Origin of the sequence: Chitinophaga sp. (assembly GCF_035538455.1) — a bacterium.
Taxonomy (GTDB): Bacteria; Bacteroidota; Bacteroidia; order Chitinophagales; family Chitinophagaceae; genus Chitinophaga.
Map to the genome: position 1 here is coordinate 16,410 of NZ_DATLKJ010000182.1, position 23,533 is coordinate 39,942.

The following is a 23,533-nucleotide window of genomic DNA, read 5'->3' on the forward strand; positions in this document are numbered from 1 at the left end:
CCGTATGAAGTTCAAAAAAACGCTCATTATGAGGATCAACCTGACAGCTGTTCTCCTGACCGTTGCCTGCTTGCAGATCAGCGCCAGTACATTGTCACAACAAATAACTTTATCGCATAAACATGCTTCTATCCAGAAGGTGTTTGATGAAATAAAAAAGCAATCAGGCTATAACTTCTGGTATGAAGATGCCATGTTGAAAAAAAGCAAGCCTGTGGACATTTCAGTGGAGCACGCTCCGTTGGACAAAGTGCTCACTCAACTTTTCAAGGATCAGCCTTTCAGCTATGAAGTGATTGGCAAGATCGTTGCCGTAAAAGAAAAAGACGACAGGCTCGAGAATCCCCTGCCCTTCCGCAACGTTACGGAAGTTACTGTAAGGAAAATAACCGGCGTAGTGAAAGACATCTCCGGCAACCCTGTTCCAGGTGTTACCTTCCTGATCAAAGGCACCAGAAAAGGCGGTGTTACGGATGTACAGGGCCGCTTCAGTATAGAAGTACCGGATGGCGATGTGGCATTGGTATTCTCTTCCATCGGCTTCGAATCAAAAACAGTTAATGTAGGCGCATCCGACAAACTGGACGTAACACTGATAGCTGCTTCCAGTGGCCTGAATGAAATGGTGGTAACTGCGCTGGGTATCAAACGCCCGAAAGGTACATTGGGATATGCTATCAGTAGCGTTAAAGGTGAAGAACTCACCAAAGCCGGTAGCACCATGAACCCCTTCCTCGCCCTGTACGGTAAAGCTGCTGGTGTGGGTGTAAACGTAGGTGCATCTGGTCCGCAGGGTGGTGTCAAAATCAATATCCGCGGTGCAGCCAGTATGAACCCTGATCAAAACGTAAGACCGCTGTTCGTAGTGGATGGCGTTATCCTGAGCGACAGGAAAACCTCTATAGGCGGACCTGTTGGACAGGGATTTGACTATGGCGCCGGTATCAACGACATCAACCCGGATGATATTGAATCCATCGACATCCTCAAAGGTGCAAAAGCTACCGTATTATATGGTAGTGATGCAGCCAACGGCGTTATGATCATCACCACTAAAAGCGGTAAGAATGCAAAAGGCTTTGGTATCACAGCCAACCTGCAGTACTCCATTGAACAACCCGTATCATACCTGAAACTGCAGGATAAATATGGCCTCGGTGACAACATTTACGATACTGTATATGCCAATGTTAATGGCCAACGTGTACGCACCATACCTAATAAGCGTTTCAGCTTTGGTCCAAAGTTCGATGGCTCCAATGTGATGTTCTACGACAGTTCTTTTGTATCAAACTCTCCGCATAAGAATAACTTCCTTGATTTGTTCCAGACAGGACATTCCTCCACTGCGAATGTGGCTATTTCCGGCTCCAACGAGAAAGGAAGTATCCGGGCGTCTTACACTAACTATAACTACCAGGATATTGTAGGTGATAACTCCTGGCAGAGAAGGAACACCTTCAGCTTCAACGGTAATATCAGGGCTTCTGACTTTGCCTCCTTCGAAATAACGTCCAATATCTTTAACATCACTACGCAGAACCGCCGTTCTGACAATGGAGGTTCAGTTGCCTGGGGCTTCCCGGTAGATTATGATTACGGTAAAATATATCCTTTCTATACTGATGCCACCGGCTACAAACGCGATCTTTCTAACGCCGGTGTGCCTACTGCATTCTCCAATCTTGGTTCTTACATCTGGAATGCACGAAATAACCGCTATAAAGATGACAAAGTGCACCTGATCAGCTCTGCCAAAGTAACGCTGACCTTCTCTCCAAGCGTTTCATTTGTAGGACAGGCAGGTCTTGATTATGATAATACCAACTACAATACAGAAATCAGCGTAACCCAGATATTACCAACTGTAAAAGGCGGTAGTTTCGGCGTTGCCAAGGAAAACGCCACCACTCAGACCTATCAGGGTATGGTGCACTACAATAAAGCCTTTGCACACGACCTGCACCTCTTTGCATTTGCAGGTGGTATCTACAGACGTCGTAATGTCGACTACCTGAGCAGCAGCACTATTGGCGATCTGAACTTCCCCGGATGGTACTCTTTCTCTAATGAGTCAGGTGAGCCAAGCGCTGACAATAAATATAAACTAAGGAGCTTCTCAAGAGGTAATGATGTGCTTTACAGCGTACTGGCTTCTGCCGCATTATCCTGGAAGAGTGAGCTGACCCTGGAAGCACAGGGCCGTCAGGACTGGAACTCCACATTGCCTCCAGGTTCCAATAAGTATTTTTACCCTGGGGTGGCCGTTACATGGAACTACTCTGAACGCTTTAAAATCCATAACATGAATTCCGGTACCCTGAGGTTGTCATGGGCGGATGTGGGTAATGGAACTAGCCGCTACTTCCTGAATAACCTCTACGGCTATTCAAGACTGCCTAATACTTCTGCCAACTCTGTTTCTCCCAACCAGTACCTGTTTGCCGGTGAGATCAAACCTGAACGTAAGCGCGAATTTGAGGTAGGTTTAAACAATACCTTCCTACGCGATAACAGGCTCACATTTGATCTCGCATTTTATGTAAACCATCGTTACAACCAGATCATCAGTCTGCCTATATCTTCCGCATCAAGTTCCCTGGGTATGAAGATAAATGTGGGTGATGTAAAAGCATGGGGCTTTGAACTGGGCATAACCGGTACGCCACTGATGGGCAAAAACTATCGTTGGGATTTGACCCTGAATGCGGCCAGCCAGGGATCTAAAGTAATTAAATTGTATCCGGGCGTTACCAACTATCCTTTCCTGAACCTGATCAATGGCTCTGCTGCCAGCCTGCATGCAGACCAAGGACGTCCTTATGGAGAAATCATCATGTACGATTACAGACGTGATGACAAAGGTAATAAGGTAGTAGACGATAAAGGATTTTATTCTCTCGATGACCAGAAATATGTATCTGCCGGCAACGTATTGCCTAAAGTTTACGGCGGTTTTATCTCTGATTTCAGATACAAGGATTTTAACCTGCGCATCGGTTTTGATTACAAATTCGGAGGCACTATTTTCTCCTACACCAACAACCGGCTCACAGGTGTAGGTCAGCTGGAAAGCACTTTACAATATCGCGACGAAGAAAGCGGAGGTATGGCTTATTACATCTCCAACGGAAAGAAGATTGCATGGCAGCATAACCAGCCAGCTCCTTCTGCTTCTTCCGATGGTCATGTATACCATGATGGTCTGATCCTTCCTGGTATGATGGTAGACGCCAATGGTAAGTATGTCCCAAACAACCAGATCATCAGCGCATCTGACTACTATGGTACATACGCCAATGACCTGGCTACTTCCTTCCCGCCGGACAGGCTTTACAAGAACAATTTCATCAAACTGAGAGAAGTAGCTATCTCTTACACATTGCCATCAGCTTTAGCCAGAAAGATGAAACTGCAGCGGCTCACACTCACCGCAGCGGCACGTAACCTGTTCTATCTGTATAAATCCATCCCGAACATTGATCCTGAAGGCGCACTGGGTGCAGATGTGTATGTTGAAAATACCATCTACCCATCTCAGAGAACATACTCCTTTGGGTTAAACGTTGCTTTCTGATAATAAAACTGAAGAGAAATGAAAAAAACAAGTTTATATATTGGCCTGCTACTGGCAACCGTGCTGGGCTCCTGCAAAAAGGATGTTGAAAACAGATTCTATAATCCTGATGAATTGAGCGGAGGCGTTACAGATGTAGTGCCTGGCATGTTCACGCAATTGATCACTACCAATAAGATACTGGTACAGGATTACGGCGAATGGTACTACCTGCTCAACGGTGGTACCAGTATTACCGGCTACAGCCAGATAGCCCAACGCTACATCTCCTATCGTTATGACTGGTTTAGCAGTTATAATGACCTCACCAGCGGCAATGGCTTCGATGACTTCCCGATCACCGGTCAGTCTTATTTTCAGAACAGCTACACCAAGCTGAAGAACTACGAAGTAATCCAGGATACATTAAGCAGACGTTCTGGTCAGTACAAACTGGACGGAGAAATCTATGCAAAGCTGGCAGGTTTTATCAAAGCCTATCAGAGCGCTAAACTCGTTGATTTCTTCAACTCTATTCCTTATGCGGATGCTTTCCAGGGCAGCAAAGCAACGCCACAGTACCTGTTCCCAAAGTATGATGATCCGCAGGCTGTTTATGAATCCATTATCAAGGAAATGGGTGATCTGCTGACTACATTGCCGGCTACCTACAACCAAATGACTGATATAGCGAAAGCCACATTCACCAAGCAGGACCTTGCTTTCCAAGGTGATATCAGCAAATGGTTGGCCTTCATCAATTTCACCAGACTGAAGCTACTGGTAAGACTCGCAGGTGTAGACGGTGCTTTTGCAAAACCGCTGATACAGGATGCACTCTCAAAACCATTACCATCTACTGACCTCTATTGGTCATTATGGTTCCTGGTAGATGTAAAAGGCGGTGGTACCTGGCAACGTGGTCTGTATGAAAATACATATGCAGCCTTCATTCCAAATATCATCATGAAGCGTCTTAATTACGGCGATTCTACTTACCAGGAAGGTATCGACGATCCGCGCCTGCCGGTACTGGCAATGCCTACCAAATTCAAAGATTACCGCGGCGTATCCGCCAATATCGAAGCACAGGATGCGTTGTACAACAGCGGACAGAAATACTATGCATTTGCAGACAATATCAAATTAAGTCTTTCTACAAATGCCAAATCCATGTACAACCATGCTACTTTCCATAATAACCAGTACATGCCGGTGTACATGTCCACACTAGCCGAAGCAGATCTGCTGTTAGCGGAAATTGCCCTGAAAGGATTAGCTAATACCGGCAAAGCTGCCGAAGAGCATATCAAGGATGCAGTGATTCATTCCACCAACTATTGGTATACGATCAATAAGCTCAGCAATTATGCAAAAAATGAGCTGGATCCATCACAGCTGGCAATGATCTATCCCAACAAACCAGCTGATGCAGTAATCAGCGCATGGGGCGAGACAGTGAAAGCCAAGTTCATCACAGCTGGTTCTCTTGATGATAAAATGGAGATACTGATGCAGCAGAAATACATCCACCTCAACCTCCTGCAGCCCTATGAACTGTGGGCTGAGCTGAGAAGAACACGTCATCCCAAACTGGAGCCGTTCACCTGGCGCTCCAATGTGTGGAAACCAATGCCGGAAAGAGTTCACTATCCAAGCATTGAGCTGACCAATAACCCGGATAATTTCTCTAAAGTTGCATCACAGAATAATACCACCACACCTATATTCTGGGTGCCTGCTGATGCAAAAACAAAAAATCCATACTGGGATAATTACAACTACCAATAGCTATATAGCTATTTGATTATGTAGTTATTTTATTATTTAAAATGCATCGGAGATTGTGTAACTAATATAGTACGGCACAATCTCCGATGCATTTTAAATAATAAAATAACTACATCTAAAAGAAAAGCTCCGATGAATGTTTGCTTTCCTTCAATACAAAAGTGGTGTTCAGTGTAGAAATGTTAGGAATCTTCGAGAGCTTCTGCCGCAGAAATGTATGATACTCTTCCAGGCTTTCCATGTTGATCTTTAATAAAAAGTCCACATCACCAGCCAGGTGGTAACATTCCTGCACCTCTTCCAATGCTATCACTTCCGCCTCGAAAGTTTCAATACTGGTTTCATTGTGCAACTTGATAGACACCTGGCAGAACGCCGTAATAGAGCGCTTCAGCAGCTTCTTGTCGAGGATGGCCACATACTTTTGAATATACCCCTCCTTCTCCATCTTACGGATCCTTTCATATACGGGCGATACAGAAAGATTAAGCAGTTCTGCTATTTCTTTCGTTGTCTTCTTTGCATCCTTCTGCAGTATCCGCAATATCCTGATGTCTGTTTTATCCAATTGTTCCATGTTGCAGCAAAATTGTCCACAAATTTAGTAGACTAATATAATATAAAGAAAAAATTCCTGCCATTTTTTCATTGAGCAGTAATTATTACTGAATTATCGCTCAAAAATAAATCTCTTTCTTGGTATCGCTAATTTTGTGGGCAATTTTTGAGGTAATACATACCTCTCTTTTATAACAATAAAAAATAACGGGAAATGCAGTATAGCACTGTATTACACTATATCCCGACACCGTATTTTGATGATCGAATTAAAAGGAATTACTAAGATATTCTCTCAGAAACACAAGGAGATCACTGCCCTGTCCGACGTTTCGCTGACTGTCCCCGCAGGCAAGATCTTTGGCATCATTGGCACATCCGGCGCAGGCAAGAGTACCCTTATCCGGTGCGTGAACCTGCTGGAGCGGCCAACATCCGGCGTGGTGATCGTAAATGGCCGCGACCTCACACAACTTACGCCTGCAGAACTTTCCAAAGAGAGACGCCAGATAGGCATGATATTCCAGCATTTCAACCTGCTCTCCTCCCGTACCGTATTTGACAACATCGCGTTTCCGCTGGAGCTGGACCATACGCCGGCAGCCACCATCAGAGAAAAAGTATCGGAGCTGCTGCGACTGGTCGGATTGGAAGATAAGGTACATGATTACCCCGCAAGCCTCTCCGGTGGACAGAAGCAGCGTGTTGCCATTGCGCGCACACTAGCCACACAACCCAAAGTGTTACTATGTGATGAAGTGACGAGCGCCCTGGACCCCGCCACTACCAGGTCAATACTGCACCTGCTGAAAGATATTAACCGCCGTCTCGGCATCACTATCCTGCTGATCACACATGAAATGGATGTCATCAAATCCATTTGTGACACGGTGGCTGTAATCAGTCAGGGCAAACTGATAGAACAGGGTCCCGTAGGAGAAGTATTTACACATCCGGCTACACAGCTGACAAAAGACTTCCTTTCCTCTTCCCTGCATGTAGATATTCCGGAGGCTTATCAGCAACGTCTGCAAGCCACCAACAACGGACATTTACGCCCATTGGTAAAACTGGAGCTCACCGGCAAATCTGTCAATGAACCAGTATTATCTGAAGTATCACGGTTGTTCAATATAAATGTGAAGATCATCAGCGCACAAATGGATTATGCCGGTACGGCCAGCTTCGGCGCCATGCTGGTAGAGCTTTCAGGGAGTGAAGAAAACTACCGCAAGGCTTTTGAATATTTTAATGAGAAACATATAAACGCAGAAATAAAAGGTTATGTCTGATCAGATCTTATCATTGCTGCTGAAAGGCATCTGGGAAACAATAGTGATGACGTTTGTATCCGGCTTCTTCGGCTTTGTGCTGGGGCTTCCCACAGGTGTGCTTCTTTTCATGACGCGCAAAGGACAGGTGCTGGAACATACCGCCTTAAACCGTATCATATCAGTAGTAGTAAATATATTCCGTTCTATCCCTTTCATCATCCTCATTGTATGGATGATACCCTTCACCCGTGCGGTGGTGGGCACTTCCATCGGTGTGAGCGCTGCCCTGGTACCATTGAGCGTAGGTGCCGCGCCCTTCATCGCCAGGATGGTGGAAAACAGCCTGATAGCCGTTCCCGGCGGACTGATAGAAGCTGCCAGGGCAATGGGCGCCACACCTTTCCAGATCGTATACAAGGTATTACTACCAGAGGCACTGCCGTCACTGGTAAACTGTGCTTCCATTACGCTGATCACACTGGTAGGATATTCCGCCATGGGAGGCGCTGTAGGTGCAGGCGGGTTAGGACAGATAGGTTATCAGTATGGTTATATCGGCTATGATTTCATGATTATGAACATCGTGCTGGTGCTGCTGATACTGCTTGTATTCCTGATACAGTTCACCGGCGACTTTATCGCCAGAAGAGTGGATCATCGTTAATCATCTCATCTTACTAAAAATAAAACAACAGCTTTATGCATACCGGAAAAAAAATATTGTTACTCTCAACAGCCCTTATCATCACCACGCTCCTCTGGAGCTGCGGTGGCGGCACAAAAAAAAGTGATCCCAACCACATTAAGGTAGGCGTGTCATCCGGACCGGAATATAATGTAGCACAGGTAGCTCAACAGGTGGCCAAAACAAAATACGGCCTGGATGTGGAACTGGTGGCTTTCAATGATTACGTGATGCCCAACGCGGCACTGAATCAGGGTGACCTGGACATCAACGTATACCAGCATAAACCCTTCCTGGATGAACAGTGCAGGCAACGCGGCTACAAACTGGTACCAGTTGGCAACACGTTCGTGTTCCCGATTGCCGGGTATTCAAAGAAAATTAAGAACATTGCTGATATTCAGCCACAAAGCACCATCGTTATCCCCAACGACCCAACCAATGGCGGCCGCTCGCTGTTACTGTTACAGAAGATCGGACTGCTGCAGCTGAAAGACGGCGTAGGGCTGCTGCCTAAAGTGATAGATATTACCGGCAACCCCAAAGAGTTGAGAATACTGGAACTGGAAGCACCGCAGTTGCCACGCGCACTCGACGATGAACATGTAACCGTGGCCATCATCAACAATACCTTCGCCGGCAAAGCCGGACTGGTACCCAGCCGCGACGGCCTCTTTGTTGAAGACAGCAAGTCGCCCTACGTTAACCTGGTAGTAGCAAGGGAAGACAACAAAACTGAAGAGAAAGTAAAGAAATTTGTACAGGCTTATCAATCGCCGGAAGTAGCGCAGGCTGCAGAGAAAGAATTCAAGGGTGGCGCAATCAAGGGGTGGTAATACATCGCCCTTAAAAATAATCATACACCAAAGGAAATTATATGCGCTTCAAAAAATCTATCAGCCAACTGATCGCCGATCAGAAAAGGGGTAGCGGCAATGAGCTCAAACGCTCGCTGGGCCCGGTAAACCTTGTAGCGTTGGGCATTGGCGCCATTGTAGGCGCCGGCATCTTTTCGCTTACCGGCATCGTAGCTTCTGAAAATGCAGGCCCCGCCGTTATTCTTTCTTTTGTACTGGCAGGCATTGCCTGTGCCTTCTGTGCACTCTCCTATGCAGAATATGCATCAATGATCCCCGTTGCAGGGTCTGCATATACCTACACCTATGCCACGCTTGGGGAATGGATGGCCTGGATCATCGGCTGGGACCTTGTGCTGGAATATGCGCTGGCATCCGCAACAGTAGCAGTAAGCTGGTCAAGTTATGCCGTAAAGATGCTGGAACAGTTCCAGATACATCTGCCGCCGGAACTTACGGCTTCACCGTTTGACCCCATTAAACTGGCCGATGGCGCCGTGATACACGGCGGTATCATCAACCTGCCTGCCGTATTCATTGTGGCAGTGCTCTCCCTGGTACTGGCCAGGGGTACGAAAGAATCCGCTACGATGAACAACCTGCTCGTGATCCTGAAAATAAGTGTGATCTTGTTGTTTATTGCACTTGGATGGTCTTTTGTGAAGACAGCTAACCATCATCCCTTCATTCCGGCTAATACTGGTCAGTTCGGACACTTCGGATGGTCGGGCATCATACGTGGCGCGGCCGTAGTGTTCTTTGGCTTCATCGGATTTGATGCGGTGTCTACTGCTGCACAGGAAGCAAAGAACCCGCAGAAAGATATGCCGATAGGTATCATAGGATCTTTACTGGTAGCTACTTTACTTTATGTAACCTTCTCTTATGTAATGACAGGCCTGGTGCCCTATACCGCTTTTAAAGGAGATGCAAGCCCCGCTGCTACCGCTTTTGCGGTGACCGGTTACCACTTCCTGAGCAGTGCACTGATCATTGCCATACTGGCCGGTTACACCTCAGTGATACTGGTAATGCTCATGGGGCAGTCAAGAGTATTTTACAGCATGGCTAAAGATGGCCTGCTACCGTCATTCTTCAGTGACTTACATTCCCGCTATAAAACACCATGGAAGAGTAACCTCTTCTTCCTCGTATTCGTAGGCGCGCTTGCAGGTTTCGTTCCCATATCAGATCTCGGGCACATGGTAAGCATCGGAACTTTATTTGCCTTCTCACTGGTGTCTGTGGGTGTTATCATACTGCGTCGTACCAATCCTGAAATACACAGACCCTTCAGGGTACCGTGGGTACCGGTAGTACCATTGCTGGGTATTGCCGTGTGCGTAGCGTTGATGGTTGGACTGCCGCTTAACAGCTGGGGACGCCTGTTTATATGGATGTTGATAGGTATTGTAATATACCTGCTGTACGGAAAGAAACACAGCCGGTTAAGAAATGAAAAAGAAAATCTATAAAATGAAACACGCAGTCTGATGGCTGCGTGTTTCATTTTATCTTCTCTATTAGCTTATTTTCTTTCCAGTTATTAACAAGATGTTCCGCCAGTTCTTTATAGGTTCTTTCAGAAGCCATGTTGGTGCTGGTGACGAATGACCCTTTCCAGAAAGGATTTTCAACCTGATTACCTTCCGACAGATAATAATCACACAATCGCTCCGACTGCTCTCTTCCTCTTTTCAATCGCTTCATATACATATCCCTCCTGGCAATTATTTCTACAAGACTGCTGCCCGCTATTTCTGCCACGCCGAAAGATGCGTACCTGGTGTCACGCACAAATGCCGGTTGTATAAATAACACATATGCATCCGGATATTGTGCAGCCGCCTGCTTTAGCACTTCGTTACTATAGGTAGAGTCCGGCCCAAGATAGGTAAAACTAGTAGCCACATTCAGTTTCCCCAGTTTCTTCTCCAACGCTGTCTGCAGATCCTGTCCAAACTTCCGGCTGGACAATCCGCCACAGGTAATCACCAACATTTTACCGGAAGTATATTCCGGATGGCGGAGCTTTACAGTTTCTATTTCCGCAGAGTTATCCATTTGAGCAATACTGCTGAGAGAGATAGATATAAGCAGCAGGAAGAAAAATATGTGTTTCATTGGCATAGAAAATAAGGCTGAAGATAAACCAATGCTGCCGGAAAATGTTATTATCTATAAATTACCAAATAATATAAAAAGATCGCGAGCCGCCGTGCCGGAGCTTTTCCGGGGAATATCCCTGATTTAGGTGCCCCTCTGATTGTTAATTCAATTCTTTTTAAGATCTGATTAACACAAATACCTCGGAAAAACATTACTTTTTCAACAAGAAAAGTTGCATAACCCTGCCTCCTCCCTTTAGTGTAAATGAAGCTGAACAGGCCCAACCTGACACTATCTAATACGACCCTTATGAATCTTTTGCTGCGGCTGCATAGAATCGGAGCTGATACCACATCCGGTGATTTGAGGAAACTGGTGTTGATTGTTAATACCGTTGCACTTACAAATATTTATCTGGCATTGATTGCCGGAAGCCTTTTATATTATCTGACAGGATCTGCCCGTATTGGAATAGTAGGTTATTCAGAAATCCCCTTTTATACTTTTGTATTATGGTGTAATTACCGGAAGAAGTATGTACTGGCAGCCGTGATGACGCACCTCACCATCAATGCAGCCGTATTGTATTTCGGGTTGTTGTTCGGTCACTATATAGATGTTAACCTCATGGCTGTATTCCTTGTGGGATTGCCGCTGCTGGTGCTGCGCAACAAAACAGGACGGCTGGCCTGCATTGTAATCAGTGTCTTTACAATTATCGCGATCGAGATCAACAATGCTTATCAGATCATCACACCACTCGGCATCAACTACGAAGCCGGGCATGTGCGGTGGATCACAGAAGCATCTATCCTGTTGCTGAATGCCGTCATCCTTTATTATTACGACTATATCAATACACAACTGCACAATAATCTCACCTCTACTACCAAAGAGCTGAATATCCGCTCAGAACAGCTGGCCAGGGCCAATGAAACCAAAACGGCCTATGTACGCGAGACCATGCACGAAATCCGTTCTCCGCTGAATACCGTGTACAGTATCAGCCAGCTGCTGATCGACAGCCGGCATCAGTCGCCGGAGCTATATGAAACCTACCATGATCTCCATGCTGCCTGCTACCAGGTGCTGCATGTGATCAATTCTTCACTGGATCTGTCGCGGCTGGAGTCAGGCAAACTGTATGAAGTCAGGAAAGAGCCGCTCGTAATCCGCACCTGGATTAACGGCATTGTGAAAATTGGACAATACATGGCCGCCAGAAAAGAAGTAGTACTGCATCTCGACATCAGTTATACACTGCCCGCATGCATTGAAGGCGATGAAGAAAAACTCACCCGTATTGTAAACAACCTGCTGTATAACGCTATTAAATTCACCAGGCAGCAAACTGTGATAAACGTTACCCTCACTAACGACAGAGATATCTGGTGGTTGTCTGTCTCAGATCAGGGGCCAGGCATGCCCAATGATGCACTGGAAAAAGCATTTGAGCCTTTTGAAACAAAAAGCGACAACGCTGCTGAAGGTACAGGCCTGGGCCTGTACATTGTGGAACGACTGGTAACCCTGCTGGGCGGGTCCATCCGCGTTTATAACAACGATGGGCCTGGCGTTACATTCATCGCTGGTTTCAGACTGGTGGAAAGAGAGCTGCCTTCCGCCATACTAACGGCGCCGGATCAACCGGACTACTCCAGGCTGAAGATCCTGCTGGTAGACGACGACGGCATACAACGCATTTATATTTCACTGCTCCTGGAAAATCTCGGCGCCACACTCCTGCTGGCGGAAAGCGCCCGTTCCGCTATTTCGCTTATTGAAGCAGGATGTAACCCAGATATCATCCTGCTGGACAATATACTCGGAGACATGACCGGGCTTGACCTCACCCGGAAACTACGTCAGATGCCCAATCCAACAACTGCTAAGATCATCATTGTATCCGGCGATACTTACCTCAACAAAACCATCGCCCTGGAAGGCGGCGCCGATGGACATATCCTGAAACCCTTATCTGTAGAAAACCTCAACGCTACGTTGACACAGCTACTGAATCCTGTATACATACTGTAACCTTCTCCAACTGAACGGCAGTTGCAGCCTCTGCCCATAATTTAATCAAACGTTAACAGGCTTTTATCCCGGTTATTCTTTGATTCGGGCATACACCATTCATCAACATTAAAGTACTCGTAAGATATGTATTCCGTTCTATTGCCGGCTTTGCAATGTCCTATTGCACCTGCAATTCATCCATTGGTTGCACTCGCAGAAAACCATACAGATAAGTGGCTCAGGCGATTCAACCTGCTTAGGGAGCACGAATATGAGATATACCGCAGACAAGGCTTTGCATACATGGTTGCCCGGATGTTTCCCACCGCACGTACAGACATACTCTTCGCCATTACAGATATCAATACACTACTTTTCCTCCTCGATGATCAGATCGATCATCAGCAAGACCTGAACACCGGCATTGGAGAGAAGAATAATCTGAAACATTTTGTGGGTAACTTTCTTACGGTTCTCACAGAACACAGATCCTGGGAAAACCAGCATCACCCCGCTTTAGCCGCACTGGCTGAATTCTGGGAGCGCATGTGTAATATAACGTCCATCGACTGGCAGCATCGCTTTGTGGCCAGCATACAGGACACTTTCAATGCTGCCTTGTGGCAGCTGAATAATATCAGCAACCATCGTATACCTCCCATCGAAGAATATGTCCGTTACCGCAATTACCTCGGCGCCGCCAATATTGCCACAGATACGATCTATGCTGTTACAGGGCTACAGGAAGACTGGGGAAAGTTAAATACTGTAATTGACGGCCTCACCCTGCAATGCAGGAACATCGTATGCTGGGCCAACGATCTGTATTCACTTTCCAAAGAAATAGAGCAGAAAGACATATACAACCTCGTATCACTGATACAGTATCACGGTCAGGTTGATCAGGAGGAAGCCATATCCAGGGCAATGAACAAGCACAACAATGACATGGACATATTCATAAAGGAATCCGAACTATTATTAAAAAAAAACCATTCCAACGACCTGTTTACCTACGTCACATCTTTGATGCATATCATTCGTGGAAATGTTGACTGGAGCGAAAAAGAGACGACGAGGTACAAGTTCAGCTACAAGTGAGTAAGGTGGGTCAAAATTAAAATGGCTGAATATATCATCCAGCCATTTTAATAATCTATTGTATTTGATTAAATCATGCTTACAACTTAATTGTGTTCCCCGTCTGGATGATCTTCAATCTGTTTTTATATGGGGTTGCAGCTAACGTCTGTTGTAACTGGGAAATAGGTTCTACATACATAGAGAATGTAGAATGGTGAACAGGTGTAATTAAATCCGGATTTAAAGCCTTAATGATCTTTAAACAGTCTTCTGAGTTTAAGCCACGTCTGCCCATTTTTCCGTCAGAACCAACGGCACCCATGTCTGGAATAAACTGGTTGATTTTTCCGTATTTAGTGTATTGTTCCATATTATCAAACCAAACAGTATCGCCAGTCCAGTATACACGGTATGTTTTGTTTTTATATACATACTCGATAATGTAACCATTCCCTTTTCCTAACTCTGTTCTTAACGGTTCGTCTTTTGCATGCATGGCTTCCACAGCAATGATGCGCAGTGTTTCATCACCTTTTGTCATGATTGTTGTATCGCCCCAGTTTAATCCGGTGGTGTGATCAAATCCCCACCCTTGCAATGTAGCTTTATTTACACCTGGTGCCACAACATTTAACTGTTTATTGAGTGAGGCTCTTGCTTCTCTGTCAAAATGGTCAGCATGCGGGTGACTTACCAACAGGAGATCAATGTTTGCCGTATCAAATGCAGGCGGCGCAATTAATCTTTGAATATATGCATTCATTGCTCCGGTTGAAGGATGTTTCTTGATTACGAAAGCCGTATCGCTTTTGGGGCAAAGCATAGGGTCCGTCAAAATCTTAAAACTTCCAAGTTGCAGCACATAAGTTGGCCCTCCAATCCATTGGAAGGACTTTTTGTGCTGCGCTGATACTGAATCCGAAAGAATAATGCTTGCGATCAGCAGCGCTATTCCAATTAATTTCATTTTCTGGCGTCTTAATACCGTTTGTGGTGTTGTGCTTACCTGTTCTTTAGTGTGAATCATAATTGTGCTCATATTTCTTGTGTTTTAAAAGCCGGTCTGTTTTTGCTTGCAGAGATAAAGTGTGTGTAGCTGGTTTTTCATAATAATGGCACTACGGGGACCTCTATGGTTTTATCATCAGGAATCAGATAACATCATATCAATGTGCTGTGTGCAGTTATTGCTGCAAAATTATAGTAAGTGAAGCATCCAAAAAATGGACAAAACAGGTTATTGCGCTAATCTATCCTAATGAGGATATCATCGCACTGCCATAAGATCTTAAAACAATTCTCTCCATGTGGAATTTAAACACTTATGTCCCAAGTAAAATGGCTGGATCTAGGATCCAGCCATTTTTAGTAGCATGATTAATAAATCTCATTCAACACAAAATCACTCTACGTCACATCGTATTTACTTCGGATACTTCTTCAAAAGGTCATTCAATCGTTCATCAGGTACATATTCAGTCACCAGTTTCAACTTCACCTGTGAAAAATCGGGGTGCATACTATTTAATACAAAATTGAATTCCTGAGGTACAACGACAGATGGTATTTTCAAAATAGCAGTCTTAGCCTCACGGTACCACTGATCGCCTATGGAATGACTAACCGCATACATATCGGAATCGGTCCAATCCGTATTATTCCAGCCTCTCGGCAAATCATCAACCCTGTATGTCGTTGTTCCCAACTCATCCGGGAATTCAACTACCATTGTACAGAAATTACCATTAAAACCGGCACCTTGGCGGTGGCACATATTCTCCAATACAGCCAACGAGATGTTTCCTGCTGTGTATATCACTTTATTACCTTCCGGGTTCCATCTACCTACCCCACCGCCAGCATATAAATTATTAGCATACTCTCTTAGAGTGATTCTGTATACTAGCATTTAATAAACTTTAAAAAGCATACCCATACGCTATCCTATCCAGCTCTTGGGACACCAGATCAATCCCTCCTGGTGTGACCAGTAGCTCTACAGGCGCCTTAACTGAACCCATTCTTGGCTTTGACAGCCAATGTTGGAATTCACTTAGGGTACTAAAAATTCGTTCTCCTTTTTTAAATAAACCTATAAGTTTCAGCAAATGCTCCCCCTTTACTGGTTCGAGGGTTTTGCCTTGCTCCTTATAGTTAGAAAGAGTTCGGGCAGTAGTATTAAGTATTTCGGCCAAATACCTATCGGGAATATCGATCGTATTAGCGAAAGTGTAAAATATCTGTACGTCTACTCCTTTCATAGCTTTATTTACAATGCTGGATAACCCAGTAATATAATCGAATTTACCCTCCAAAGAGCCGGCATTGCCCCCCCAATTTTGTTTGGTTTCTACCAATAGGACCTTTTCTTCTGCCTTTACTTTCTTTGGCGCATTTACTTGCACTGTACCTCCTTTTTTTCCGGTAACAATTGATTTTGTGTTTGCTTTTGCCGTTTTGTGGCTCGATTTTAATTTCCCAACACTCAAACCCCGAGACGGCTTCTTGCTCTTGGGATCGTTCTGTTTCAGGACTGTCATTTTTTCACTACTTTAAATAAATAATCTCGGCAATAGGCAGCCGGCAAGTATACACGCGGGTTACCTAGCAATATGTATTACCCGCATTAATGATTCTTTAGACGAATCCACTTGATCTTAGGTTTAACGTCGATATTTCCATATCCTCTTGTTTATCGCAATACAATAATACGAAATTTTTCTGTTTAAAAAGAGAAAAATTTCACAAACTAGGCATCCAGTCTAAAATAACTCAAAACGAAGCTGGGTATTATTCTAAATATGTATGCAATAATCCGAAGAAAGAGAATGAATAGAATAGAATAGAATAACTATGCTTGAAGATGTACCTGGTAGGTCCCAATCAGCAGAATTTACATTCGATTACCTTGCTGGCATTAACTGCCTTCATTGAGAATGGTTAATACATGAGCGGCTGTTTTTTTCAGGACTATCGCACTGGAGAAGGGAAATAAAAAAAGCCGAAACCCTCTACTAGCGAGAATTTCGGCTTGTTGCCCGACCTGGATTCGAACCAAGACAAACAGAGTCAGAGTCTGTCGTACTACCGTTATACTATCGGGCAATTATCAAATCAGGATCGCGAAATTATAACATTTTACTAAATCGACAAAAAAAACTCAAGAAATCTTTACAAAAAATATCTTTGTAGCAAAGAAAATCCATGCTCATTACAGATAACGATACCCACATAGGACCGCTGGAAATGTCGCTGTTACTGGATGCAGATCCACTCGAAGAAAAGATCCACACCTATCTGCAGGATGCGCTCGTACTGAAATTATATCTCGATGACCAACTCACCGGGATCTCTGTAACAGGCATTCAAAATAACATTGCAGAAATATACAATATATCAATAACAGCAACGCACCAGCGTAAAGGCTGGGGCCAGCAGCTCATCACCGCCACCATAGAAAAGTGCCGGCAGCTCCGGTGCCAAACCGTTATGATAGGTACCGGCAACTCCAGCATCGGTCAGCTGTATCTCTATCAAAAAATGGGCTTCGACATTACCGGCATCATCCCAAATTACTTCACCGACAACTACCCTGAGCCTATCATAGAAAACGGTATTCCATGCCGCCATATGATCAGGTTACAGCTATCATTGTAACCTAAAAATTAAACGCTCTCGGTTGCAGATTCATCCTGATACCAGCAGTATAAAAGAAGGTATTGGTATGTGGCTGGTCCTGCACACTATATCTGCGGTAAGTGGCGTTGAGATCAATGAACATATTCTCAAAAATCTCCCATGATGCCCCCAATGCCGCCATCATACCGGTTGCCGGAATACCGCTGCCAATATAGAACCCATAATCCCGCGGCCGGCTATTATAACTCCTGAACACATTGCTGCCCATATTCACCCCTGCGGAATCAAGCCCCTGCTGATGATACAACAACTTGCCGGTCAGGTGCACCTTCCGCGCCGGCTGATACCGCGCCATACCGATAAACTCCCTGAAGTTGGCTCCCAACGGGTGTGCCAGCGGTTGATTGTAATGTGTAAAATTGGTAGTACTATCATAATTCGTATACGTGAACGGACGTACAAAATTTGCCTCTGCCTGCAGATCAAGATTCTTCACATGGAACGCATCTACATACTTCACACCCACCTGCAAGCCCTGTTTGTTAGCAAAATTGCCACGACGGTAATGCAACACTTCCCTGGTCACAAATTCATTGATAAGCAGCTGTCCGTATAGCTGCACCGACCGGGCGATATTCGCCTTAAAATCCAGCCCGATATTGGCTTTACCGGCCGCACCCAGCTGCTGCTCCACCGATCTGTAAAAGATCACCGGGTTGAGGTAACTCAGCTGCAACCCGTTCTTTCCATCTTCCATGATGTTCTCATAAAACCCAATATTCAACCAGCGGCTCACCTGCAATGACAAATGGTGCATCATCATGTAGTTGCGCGGACGCATATCCCGCTTGCCATCCAGGCCATAAGGCGGAAAAGGCGCAATGGTCTGCGCAAAAATATTCTCGTAGTCAAACTTCCAGATCCTGGTGCTGATACGGAGATACAGGTAGTTACTGCTGAAATCACTCAGCAACAAACTACGGAAACCATTACCAATAAAGAGTTTATCGTAGGCAAACTGTATGTCAAAATATTTCGCAGCATTGAATGAAATGCCGCCCCTTGCATCAAAATAATCATAGCCGTTTTTATTATACAGCTTGTAGAAACCCGCTCCCGGCACTGCATCATACTTGTTCACAAAGTCCCTGACATAAGCAGGGTCACGTTCCTGGTTATCTGTCAGGATGGTATAGAAGCCAAGCCTCCCTGCAATATTTCCACGTATACTGATGCCACGGGTATTCTGAAAAATACTGCCGGTACCATCATTGGCGTATCCATACTGAAGATTAAGTAACGGAGTGATGACCAGCTTGAAATCCTTTGTATTAACGGCATACAGGTTTGCAGGTGTTTGATAGAAAGTGTGAAACAGTGGCTTTATCCTGAAGGAATCCGCATAAGCGCCCGCCCACTCCCAGTTATCCATAAGCAGGCGCTGTATATTGTATCTGTCCGTTGGGGTAAGGTGAAAAGGTAACGCACCTGCTTTGTCAAGCGAATCAATGCGCAATACGCTTTCCGTTATCTTTCTCCGGTCGTAGGGTTTCACAGTAGTAAATCCCAGCAGGGAATCATTCTGCAGTCGTATGTCCAGCCTGTCCAGCAGCTGATACTGTTTATTGCCGATATTGATATAATCCGATTGGGCAATAGCCCGCATCCCGCAGCAGACAATAAAAGCCGCTGCCAGCAAGTATTTGAGGCATTTCATATATGGATATATATATTTTACTTCAGAACAGAAGTGTCAAAGATAAGATGCCCATTGCTGTGCCCACATTATAAGATGATTAGAAAAAGACCTCCCGTTTTTTAAGTAAATTACCTGCTGTAAAATAACAACGGATATGATGCGACTGATGATCACTGTACTACTTTGCAGTTTTACTACATGGACCATTGCCCAGACAACAGCCACCGTAAAGCCAGAGATCCTCGGCAATATCTCTTCGGATAAAATAACCGAAGCCTCCGGCATTGCAGCCAGCAGCACTTTGCCTGGTTGTTACTGGACCCATAACGATAGCGGCAACAAACCGGAAGTATTTCTTATCAATACTAAAGCACAACTTCTCAGCACTTACAAGCTCGAAGATGTATCCAACCGCGACTGGGAAGATATTGCAGAAGGTTCCGGCCCCGTTGCAGGAAAACACTACGTGTATGTAGGCGACATCGGTGACAATAAAGGTATACGCAAACACATCAGGATCTATCGTTTTGAAGAGCCTTCAACAATACCTTCAACACACAAGAAAATCACACCTGATGTATTAACGCTTCAATATCCCAATGGCCCGCGTGATGCAGAGTCACTGATGATAGACCCCATCAGCAAGAGCATTTACATCCTCAGCAAAAGAGAACGGAAAATAAGCCTTTACAAAACAGACCGGTTGCTTTTCAAAGACGGTGAAAAAGCCACCCTGCAAAAGCTCATCACGCTGCCCTACACCTGGGTTGTTTCCGGTGATATTTCCAAAGACGGTTATCACATCGTGATCAAAACATTAACGGATGTCTACTACTGGCGCCGTAACAACAATGAAACTGTAGAACAGGCCATGAGTAAGCCCGCAAAAGAACTGCCCTATGTAATAGAAAAACAAGGCGAAGGTATTGCTATCCTTCCCGGCAATGATGGGTATGTAACTATCAGTGAAGGAGAGAATGCTCCTCTCTATTTTTATAAATGGAAGTTTTAGAGAGATATTTAACATACCCCCGGTAAAAAAACGCCTCCGGTACTGACATATCAATAAACAGTACGATCGGAGAAATTGTGGGTATGCATTGAATACGTGTGTACATACAATACAACGTTGTTAGGTAAGCCCAGTAAAGAATTAAAGTTTAATGATGCCGGCAACTCTGGGCGTGGGGAAAGATCCGGAAGACTGTAAACGCGTATCTGTTACCGTATCAAATGATACAAAACTGAAATTGCGGTTAGCCGCTTTCTTTGTAGCATTAAGAGTTTGATAAATGAAAAATGGACAACCCGGAGATCATCTCGGCTTGTCCATTTCTGTTGCCCAACCTGGATTCGAACCAAGACAAACAGAGTCAGAGTCTGTCGTACTACCGTTATACTATTAGGCAATTCCGGGACGCAAATGTAGTTTTTTCCTCGGGAAAAACAAATCTCATTCTAAAAACATCTTACACCTCAGTATCCTGATGTAATACACTGTTTCATTACCGCCCTGTGCTGAAGAAAGTCATGTAAGACGAGCACCAGTAACGCGGTAATGCCAACTGAACCAGGTCATGAACTGACGCCCATCTGGAAACAGCTCCGTGGCTGGGGCTCAAAGCATAAGGCAATACATCTATAATATATTGATAATAAATCACTTAATTCATTTGTAGTTATTTTGTAGATAGCATCTTTCTTCGCTGTAGATGCACTGTAGTAGCACCGAATGCAGCATCATATCCCCATGCCCCTACCTTTGTTCTGCGTTCCATTTTATCCTTAATCATTCAAAAAAATCAGCACTGCTATGAAGACAAATCAATGGGCAATGATCTCCTACATTACAATTATAGGCTGGATTGTTACCTATGTTAAAAGAGAAGAACCACAACTGAAAAGTACATTGGTAAATTATCATCTGGAGCAATCGCTGGGGCTGATTATTTTCTCCATTGTTTGGTCCATCGCTCTTGGTATTGTTATATCTGTAATGCCATTGATGAAAACCGTATTGTCAGCGGCTGGCTTGCTACCGTTGATCTTCATGGTATTCGGAATCATTAACGCCAATAGTGGTAGTCAGAGACCTATACCTTTGATAGGTAGACTGTTTGAGAACAGGTTTGTTTTCTTGCAGAGAAACTAAACACATACCTGATAGGTATATCATTCATCCATTCTACAAATCAAACAGCCAGCTCCCTTCTGGGAACTGGCCTTGTTTTTTATAGTATCGTGTATCTATTTTCCTACTGACAGCAGAAAAGCATCCAGGCCTTCTTCTTTGCCCAGTCCCAGCTTTTGCTTGATGCGGTAGCGCGACATAAGAATACTTTTCGGCGCCACTCCCATCCTGGAGGATATTTCCTTGGTAGATAATCCCATAAAAATATAGGAACAATGTTTGAGATCCAGACGGGTTAATGTACCTCCCGATTTTTCCTGCAACCTGCTGAAAAATTCAGGATGTATGTGTTCAAGATCTGTTTTTGCGGCCTCAAAGTCTTCATCCATGCGCCGATGCTGATCAATCATGCGCGTGATCTGACCCGCGAGGCTGCGGTCTACTGTCTTTTCAGAAAGTTTATTCTGAAGTGTTTGCAGCAGTTCATTCTTTTGTTCCACCTGTAAGGTACCAGCCAGCAGATCTTTCTGCAGCTGCTCTTTCTGCGCCCGCATCAATTCCTGTTCCGCCTGAAGGCGGGCGGCTTCTTCTGCCTGAAGACGGGCCTGTAACACAGCTTCCTGATGTTCCAGCTGAAGGCGGCGGGCTTCCTCTTCCTTCAATCTTATCTGCAGTGCTGTGTCATCTTTCTCTTTCTCCAGCAGTTGTTGTTGTTGTATGGTGGATTTAAGGCGGAAGTGGTAGGAACGGAAGATGTACAACAAGGCAATCAGACAAGCCACTATGAGCACCACATATACAATATTAAGCTTCCTGTTGTAAGCGGAGGCTGCCTGCAGGGAGGCCAGTTCCCGTTCTTTTTTCTGCGCTTCATACTGAGCTTCCAGCCGTTTGGAGGCTGCCATACGCTCAGCATTGAAAGCAGCGGTGTAATATTTTGTATGTTCCCGTGCATATTTAAGGGCTTCGTGCAGATCGCCTTTTTTCTCTTCCACATCAGACAACGCTTCCATGAAATGGGCCATCAGTTTGTTGTCTGGCTGCGAATAATGTCCCATGGCCACCAGTCCGCTCAGCAGCAGATCTGATGCGAGATTATAGTCGCCGTCTGCAATGGCAAAGTTGCTTCTCATGCCATAAGTGCTGGCAATTACTTCCTGCTGGTCGGTGGCAATCCCGATCTTCAGGGCAATATCCAGGTAATGCAATGCTGAATCGCGGTAGCTGCGTGGAAAATACTGATCGTATATATTGGCTGTGTTGAGGGCCATGATGGCCATCGTGCTGTGAAAGCTTACCCTGCTTTTGTTTACTTCGTAAGTGGCCATTGCCTTGCGGTTGTAGTACAGGGCGGAGTCCAGGGCCGCGCGTTGCGTGGTATCATTGCCGAAACGTCCTTCAAAGCTACTGGCCAGCGCCTGATATGCGTTACAAAGGTCATCAGGATCTGCTCTTCGCCTGGCGGCGGTCAGGGTCTGCCAGGCGTATTTATATTGATTATCACGGTCATTCCAGTCTCCATAGATAGAAGACAGATTGTAGTAGATATTCGCTTCGTAGATATTGTCTTTCAGTTTTTCTCCCAGCTTCAATGCATGCAGATAACTTTTCACTGCCTCATGCGGCTTACCAGAGCGGTTTTCCAGCCATCCTTTACGATACCAGACGTTCGTGAGCGTTAGCTGATCACCAGACTTCTCTGCCAGCACAAAAGCACTGTCGAGATGTCGCCTGACACCGGCAGTATCTTCCTCCGTATAGGTCATGGCGACCATTGTGGAATGAGCCAGCGCCTCATATTTGGGGTCTTTCAATGACCGGCTCATATTCAATGCGATTATTGTGTTGGTAACAGCCTCCTGGCGGCTCCTGTCTACCAACGGCTTACTCATACGCAGGCGCGTCATCACCTGCTCCTCTACCGGTGTAGTAGGTTTTAACAGTATCTGTTTCAAGGAATCCAGTACTGTCTGGGCAACAACCACGGGTGTGATAAGCTGTAAAAGGATAGTCATTATCAAAATCACCCTTGCTTTGTGGATATGGTTCATGCGTCAAAAATACAATTTTGTAGATGTTTTGTAGACATAAATAAATGCCCCCTGTAGTTGTCATGTAGATGTAGAAAATGA

Annotated in this window: 18 protein-coding genes and 2 tRNA genes; 11 read left to right on the top strand and 9 right to left on the bottom strand. The window is 45.0% G+C overall.

Annotated features, from left to right (window positions below):
• The first annotated feature begins 28 nt into the window (after positions 1–28).
• Positions 29–3,577 (top strand): SusC/RagA family TonB-linked outer membrane protein, encoded by a 3,549-nt coding sequence (locus tag VM802_RS21750; RefSeq protein ID WP_325534517.1) that lies wholly within the window; start codon positions 29–31, stop codon positions 3,575–3,577.
• Positions 3,578–3,595: 18 nt separating this feature from the next.
• Positions 3,596–5,347: a SusD/RagB family nutrient-binding outer membrane lipoprotein gene (locus tag VM802_RS21755; RefSeq protein WP_325534519.1), complete on the top strand. Its 1,752-nt coding sequence runs from the start codon at positions 3,596–3,598 to the stop codon at positions 5,345–5,347.
• 115 nt (positions 5,348–5,462) lie between these two features.
• Here the strand turns inward: VM802_RS21755 and VM802_RS21760 are convergent, their stop codons facing one another.
• Positions 5,463–5,924: an Lrp/AsnC family transcriptional regulator gene (locus VM802_RS21760; protein WP_325534521.1), complete on the bottom strand. Its 462-nt coding sequence runs from the start codon at positions 5,922–5,924 to the stop codon at positions 5,463–5,465.
• 241 nt (positions 5,925–6,165) lie between these two features.
• Here VM802_RS21760 and metN point away from each other — a divergent pair, with 241 nt between their 5' ends.
• From metN to VM802_RS21780, 4 genes are read left to right on the top strand one after another with little or no spacing between them, the layout of a single operon-like run.
• Complete coding sequence (metN, locus tag VM802_RS21765) at positions 6,166–7,197, top strand: methionine ABC transporter ATP-binding protein MetN (protein WP_325534523.1); 1,032 nt, start codon at positions 6,166–6,168, stop codon at positions 7,195–7,197.
• Entirely contained in the window at positions 7,190–7,843 is a 654-nt protein-coding gene (locus VM802_RS21770) for a methionine ABC transporter permease MetI (RefSeq protein ID WP_325534525.1), read from the top strand. The genes metN and VM802_RS21770 overlap by 8 nt, the downstream gene beginning before the upstream one ends.
• A gap of 35 nt (positions 7,844–7,878) precedes the next feature.
• A complete protein-coding gene (gene metQ / locus VM802_RS21775; RefSeq protein ID WP_325534527.1) occupies positions 7,879–8,700 on the top strand; it encodes a methionine ABC transporter substrate-binding lipoprotein MetQ in 822 nt (273 codons plus the stop codon).
• 41 nt (positions 8,701–8,741) lie between these two features.
• Positions 8,742–10,196 carry an amino acid permease gene (locus tag VM802_RS21780; protein ID WP_325534529.1) on the top strand — a complete coding sequence of 485 codons (1,455 nt, stop codon included), beginning with the start codon at positions 8,742–8,744 and terminating at the stop codon, positions 10,194–10,196.
• Between the two features lie 31 nt (positions 10,197–10,227).
• On the opposite strand, the gene VM802_RS21785 is transcribed toward VM802_RS21780, so the two are convergent.
• A complete protein-coding gene (locus VM802_RS21785; RefSeq protein WP_325534531.1) occupies positions 10,228–10,845 on the bottom strand; it encodes a hypothetical protein in 618 nt (205 codons plus the stop codon).
• 294 nt (positions 10,846–11,139) lie between these two features.
• On the opposite strand from VM802_RS21785, the gene VM802_RS21790 reads away from it, so the two are divergent.
• Together VM802_RS21790 and VM802_RS21795 are read left to right on the top strand one after the other, a co-directional pair.
• Positions 11,140–12,867 carry an ATP-binding response regulator gene (locus VM802_RS21790; protein ID WP_325534533.1) on the top strand — a complete coding sequence of 576 codons (1,728 nt, stop codon included), beginning with the start codon at positions 11,140–11,142 and terminating at the stop codon, positions 12,865–12,867.
• 126 nt (positions 12,868–12,993) lie between these two features.
• A complete protein-coding gene (locus VM802_RS21795; protein ID WP_325534535.1) occupies positions 12,994–13,950 on the top strand; it encodes a terpene synthase family protein in 957 nt (318 codons plus the stop codon).
• 79 nt (positions 13,951–14,029) lie between these two features.
• Here VM802_RS21795 and VM802_RS21800 read toward each other — a convergent pair whose 3' ends face one another.
• The 4 genes from VM802_RS21800 to VM802_RS21815 form a co-directional block, all read right to left on the bottom strand.
• Complete coding sequence (locus VM802_RS21800) at positions 14,030–14,971, bottom strand: MBL fold metallo-hydrolase (protein ID WP_325534537.1); 942 nt, start codon at positions 14,969–14,971, stop codon at positions 14,030–14,032.
• Positions 14,972–15,355: 384 nt separating this feature from the next.
• Entirely contained in the window at positions 15,356–15,841 is a 486-nt protein-coding gene (locus VM802_RS21805; protein ID WP_325534539.1) for an RES family NAD+ phosphorylase, read from the bottom strand.
• Positions 15,842–15,851: 10 nt separating this feature from the next.
• Positions 15,852–16,472, bottom strand: coding sequence for an Xre family toxin-antitoxin system antitoxin (locus VM802_RS21810; RefSeq protein WP_325534541.1), 621 nt, complete (start codon positions 16,470–16,472; stop codon positions 15,852–15,854).
• Between the two features lie 494 nt (positions 16,473–16,966).
• Positions 16,967–17,037: transfer RNA gene (locus tag VM802_RS21815), tRNA-Gln, on the bottom strand.
• A gap of 99 nt (positions 17,038–17,136) precedes the next feature.
• Here VM802_RS21815 and VM802_RS21820 point away from each other — a divergent pair.
• On the top strand, positions 17,137–17,589 hold the full coding sequence (locus VM802_RS21820; protein WP_325534543.1) for a GNAT family N-acetyltransferase: 453 nt from the start codon (positions 17,137–17,139) through the stop codon (positions 17,587–17,589).
• 1 nt (position 17,590) lies between these two features.
• Here the strand turns inward: VM802_RS21820 and VM802_RS21825 are convergent, their stop codons facing one another.
• Positions 17,591–19,288 carry a hypothetical protein gene (locus tag VM802_RS21825; protein ID WP_325534545.1) on the bottom strand — a complete coding sequence of 566 codons (1,698 nt, stop codon included), beginning with the start codon at positions 19,286–19,288 and terminating at the stop codon, positions 17,591–17,593.
• Between the two features lie 136 nt (positions 19,289–19,424).
• Here VM802_RS21825 and VM802_RS21830 point away from each other — a divergent pair, with 136 nt between their 5' ends.
• A complete protein-coding gene (locus tag VM802_RS21830) occupies positions 19,425–20,282 on the top strand; it encodes a hypothetical protein (protein ID WP_325534547.1) in 858 nt (285 codons plus the stop codon).
• Between the two features lie 326 nt (positions 20,283–20,608).
• Here VM802_RS21830 and VM802_RS21835 read toward each other — a convergent pair.
• A tRNA-Gln gene (locus VM802_RS21835) sits at positions 20,609–20,679 on the bottom strand.
• A 404-nt stretch (positions 20,680–21,083) separates the two neighbouring features.
• Between VM802_RS21835 and VM802_RS21840 the strand changes: the two genes are divergently transcribed.
• Entirely contained in the window at positions 21,084–21,422 is a 339-nt protein-coding gene (locus tag VM802_RS21840) for a magnetosome magnetite crystal formation protein family (RefSeq protein WP_325534549.1), read from the top strand.
• Between the two features lie 95 nt (positions 21,423–21,517).
• Here the strand turns inward: VM802_RS21840 and VM802_RS21845 are convergent, their stop codons facing one another.
• Positions 21,518–23,452 carry a hypothetical protein gene (locus VM802_RS21845; protein ID WP_325534552.1) on the bottom strand — a complete coding sequence of 645 codons (1,935 nt, stop codon included), beginning with the start codon at positions 23,450–23,452 and terminating at the stop codon, positions 21,518–21,520.
• Positions 23,453–23,533: the final 81 nt, after the last annotated feature.